The organism is Desulfovulcanus sp. (assembly GCF_982781345.1).
The window spans coordinates 1-3,839 of the sequence record NZ_CEYAEZ010000097.1 but is presented as its reverse complement, the minus strand read 5'-3'; the positions used below and the strand labels follow the sequence as shown (position 1 = coordinate 3,839).

The window sequence follows — 3,839 nt, the reverse complement described above, 5'->3', positions numbered from 1 at the left end:
CATAGTGAACAAAGATTTTACTATGTAATGTTCATATGTTAACATGATAGCAGAAAAGAGGACTGCTACTTGTGCCCATAAACCCAAATTTGATTTAACTACAAAAGCTACCCAGAATGCTACTGCCAAAATATGAAAAACCCTTGCTATCCACATGGTTTTTTTAGCACCAAATTTGGAAGGAATAGAGTGTAAGTTATTGGCTTTGTCAAATTCCATATCTTGCAAGGAGTAAAGTAAATCAAATCCTGCTACCCAAAACATCACACCAAGTGCAAGGTAGAGTGACCATAGTGTTATCTCTCCAGAGACTGCTACCACCCCTGCAATAGGCGCTAAACCAAGGCTAACCCCAAGTATGAGATGCGCAAGCGCTGAAAAGCGTTTAAAAAGTGTGTATGCCCCTAACACTGCCAATATAGGTAGAGAAAGTTGAAAGGCTAAAGTATTAACAAAATAAGCCACCACTATAAAAAGCAGTGCATTAATAACAATAAATCCTAACATCTGCGCATTAGAAACTCTTCCATCTACAGAAGGACGTCCTTTAGTACGTGGGTTGAGGATATCAACATCTCTGTCTAAATAACGATTCACACCCATAGCAAAGTTACGTGCGCTTACTGCTGCTAATACGCCTAAAAAAAGTAGTCTCCATCCAAACCAACCAGAACCACTGTCAAGATAAGAAGCAACAAGCATAGCGATGAAGATAAATGGTAAAGAAAAGACTGAGTGTTTAAACATCACCAATTCAGAAAAATCTCTAAAGAGCTTTTTGAGTTTTTGCACGTCTGTACCTATGGGTGAGGGATTTTAAGTTTGGAGTTAAGTGACCATGCGATTGCTGTCACTAGCAGTGCAATGATATATCCACTATTAACCATACCATAGGCTGTTAATAGATAGAGTATCCATAGTAAGATGGCTCCAAGTGGTGTAGGCACACCCTCAAAGAACTTCTCTACTTCGCCTACGTCTACTTTGAGGTTAAACTCTACAAGTCTTCTAAGACCGTTGATAATATACCAAATAAATACAAGTCCCAGAACAAGTTCTTCAACACCTGTGACACCAATATATTGTTTGACAGCATAAAAAAGTAAAAATGCAGGCATCACCACAAAAGAGAGAAAGTCTGCAAAGGAGTCTAGTTGGATTCCAAATTCTGTTGAAAGATTATATTTACGTGCTAGTTTACCATCAGCTATATCACACGCACCACCTATCCATGCGAGAATGATTGCTGTGAAAAAGTCACCTTTAACGATGAAGTAAATCGCCATGACACCCATCGTAATGTTCAAATAGGTTACAAGGTTTGCAATGTTAAAACGGTTATCTTTGTTAAATAAATTCATATTTAGCCTTATCTTTAAAAATAACATTTTACCTTTTTTGTTGTTATGCTATGATTACACCATGAAACACTTTCAACAACTAGCCCTCATTGGTCCTACAGCATCAGGGAAAACAGCACTTTCTATTAAAATTGCGCAAAAGATGAATGCCCATATACTTTCACTTGATTCTCTCTCTATTTACAAAGAGATAGACATCGTTTCAGCCAAACCTACCATAGAAGAACGTGGAGATATACAACATTTTGGGATAGATGTTATCTACCCTCATGAAGATTTTGATGTTACTACTTTTATAAAGCTTTATCATGAAGTATATGCAAAATGTTTAGCAGAAAAGAAAAATCTTGTGATAGTTGGAGGAACAAGTTTTTATCTCAAAATGCTCATAGAAGGTATCTCAGAACTTCCAACTATCTCTGAACATACAAAACAAGAGACACAGAAACATTTACTTGACCTAGAAAAAGCATACGCTATGCTCACTACTTTAGATAGTGAATATATGTCACATATAGAAACTAATGATGCATATCGCATAGAAAAAGCACTCCATATTTATATTGAGACTTCACTTACCCCTACAGCGTATTTTAAACAAAATCCTCCAAAAGCCACTATTACTAAGCCACTACCTATCTATCAAATAGTTTGGGATAGAGCTTTACTACGTGAACGTATATCACTACGTACACAAATAATGGTCTCAGATGGTCTCATAGATGAGATATGTATGTTAGAGCGTAAATATGGACGTAGCCCTAACTGTATGAAGTCTATAGGTATCAAAGAGACACTGGCTTACTTAGATGGCTTATATGATAAAAAGATGCTCATAGAGAAGATAGCAACAAATACTGCTCGCCTTGCAAAAAGACAGACAACATTTAACAATTCTCAGTTTGAAAATGTCATAAAAGGAAGTGTGGAAGAGTTGGAGAATATTTTACTATAAGGTGCGTTAACAAACGCACCCTATAATATATAAATTAATACCCACTCGCACTAATCATATAGTACAAGTAAGATACCAGTGGTTGTACATAGAAGATAGCTGTTACAGTTGCAACTGTTGCTAACCCGATGATAACCATAAGTGGTTTAGAGATGTTGTAGTACACTGTATCTACATCTTTTACAGGATTTTTTAAGAACATATAAACAATGAGTTTTAAGTAATAATATGCTGCTATCGCTGAATTTAATCCCATAATAATCGCTAACCAAATATAACCAGCATTTACTGCTGCTTGCATCACATAAACTTTACCCCAGAATACAGAGAATGGTGGTACACCCGCAAGTGAGAGCATGAACAGAGCCATCACCACTGCACCCATTGGCATAATTTGAATTAATCCAGCAAATTTTTCATAAGGGTGGTCATAACGTTTATCAAATCTTCTTGTTTTATGACGAGAAATCCATAACATTGCAAATGCCCCAAGATTTGTGAACATAAAGAGTGCATAGTATAAGAATATCGCCGTGTTACCTTCTGTTGTATCAAGAGCAAGTGCTGCCATAATGAAACCAGCATGAGAGATAGATGAATATGCAAGCATACGTTTTACATCATTTTGTACAAGTGCCATAATATTAGCAAGTGTCATCGTAAATACAGCTAAAATAAGAATAGTCCATCTTACCCACTCGATACCAAGGTCAATGTACATACCAAAGATTCTGATACTCACAACAAATGCTGCAATTTTAGGAACCACTGACATATATCCAGCAAGTGGTGCAGAAGCTCCTTCATACACATCTGGTGCCCAAGTATGGAAAGGGAAGAGTGAAAGCTTAAATGCAAAAGCTACTAGTAATAATACTGATGAACCAAAAATTGCGATCATAAGTCCTATCTCATTCATACGTGTTGCCATTACCTCTGCTACTTTATAAAGCTCTATAGAGCCAGTAAGTGCATAAACTACTGCTGAACCCATAGCAAAAAATGCCGCTGCAAGTGCCCCCATAGTAAAGTACTTCACTGCTGCCTCATAAGAGTTACTTCTATTGTGAAGCGCGATGAGTGTATAGAGTGCCAATGATGCTGTCTCAATCCCTACAAAAATAAGGATAAGGTTATCAGTGGCTACCATAAACTGGAATCCTGCAATCATAAACAAGAAAAGTGCAAAGAATTCAGGGTATGAATACTCATGGAAACGTTTAGATGTCAATGCCAATGGAATGAATATCATTGAACCACCAATAATCATCAGTTGAGAGATAATAGAGATACCATCAATAAGCATCACATCAAAGAAACCACGTTCATTGACATTAAGACCCAATACAGCACCAAAATCAATAAACAATACAAGTACTGTAAGCATAACGTACAATGATTTATCTAATTTATCATTCATAAGGTCTAAGATTAAAATAATCAAACCACCTGCAATAGCAACAAGCATTGGAGCAAGGGTTATAAGTTTAGAGAGTCTAAACCTTATAACCCTTGCTCCAATG

General features: G+C 36.6%; 4 protein-coding genes. 1 reads left to right on the top strand and 3 read right to left on the bottom strand.

Going from position 1 to position 3,839, the window contains the following annotated elements; genetic code table 11:
• On the bottom strand, positions 1-792 hold a 792-nt coding region (mqnP, locus tag AC3WVG_RS11125), incomplete at its 3' end, for a menaquinone biosynthesis prenyltransferase MqnP (protein ID WP_488798188.1).
• Positions 793-800: 8 nt separating this feature from the next.
• Complete coding sequence (locus AC3WVG_RS11120; protein ID WP_488798187.1) at positions 801-1,361, bottom strand: CDP-alcohol phosphatidyltransferase family protein; 561 nt, start codon at positions 1,359-1,361, stop codon at positions 801-803.
• A 61-nt stretch (positions 1,362-1,422) separates the two neighbouring features.
• Between AC3WVG_RS11120 and miaA the strand changes: the two genes are divergently transcribed.
• The gene (gene miaA / locus AC3WVG_RS11115) at positions 1,423-2,316 is read left to right on the top strand and encodes a tRNA (adenosine(37)-N6)-dimethylallyltransferase MiaA (RefSeq protein ID WP_488798186.1); all 894 of its coding nucleotides are present in this window, start codon (positions 1,423-1,425) and stop codon (positions 2,314-2,316) included.
• A 34-nt stretch (positions 2,317-2,350) separates the two neighbouring features.
• Here miaA and nuoN read toward each other — a convergent pair.
• A partial coding sequence (gene nuoN / locus AC3WVG_RS11110) for an NADH-quinone oxidoreductase subunit NuoN (protein ID WP_488798185.1) occupies positions 2,351-3,839 on the bottom strand: 1,489 nt, incomplete at its 5' end.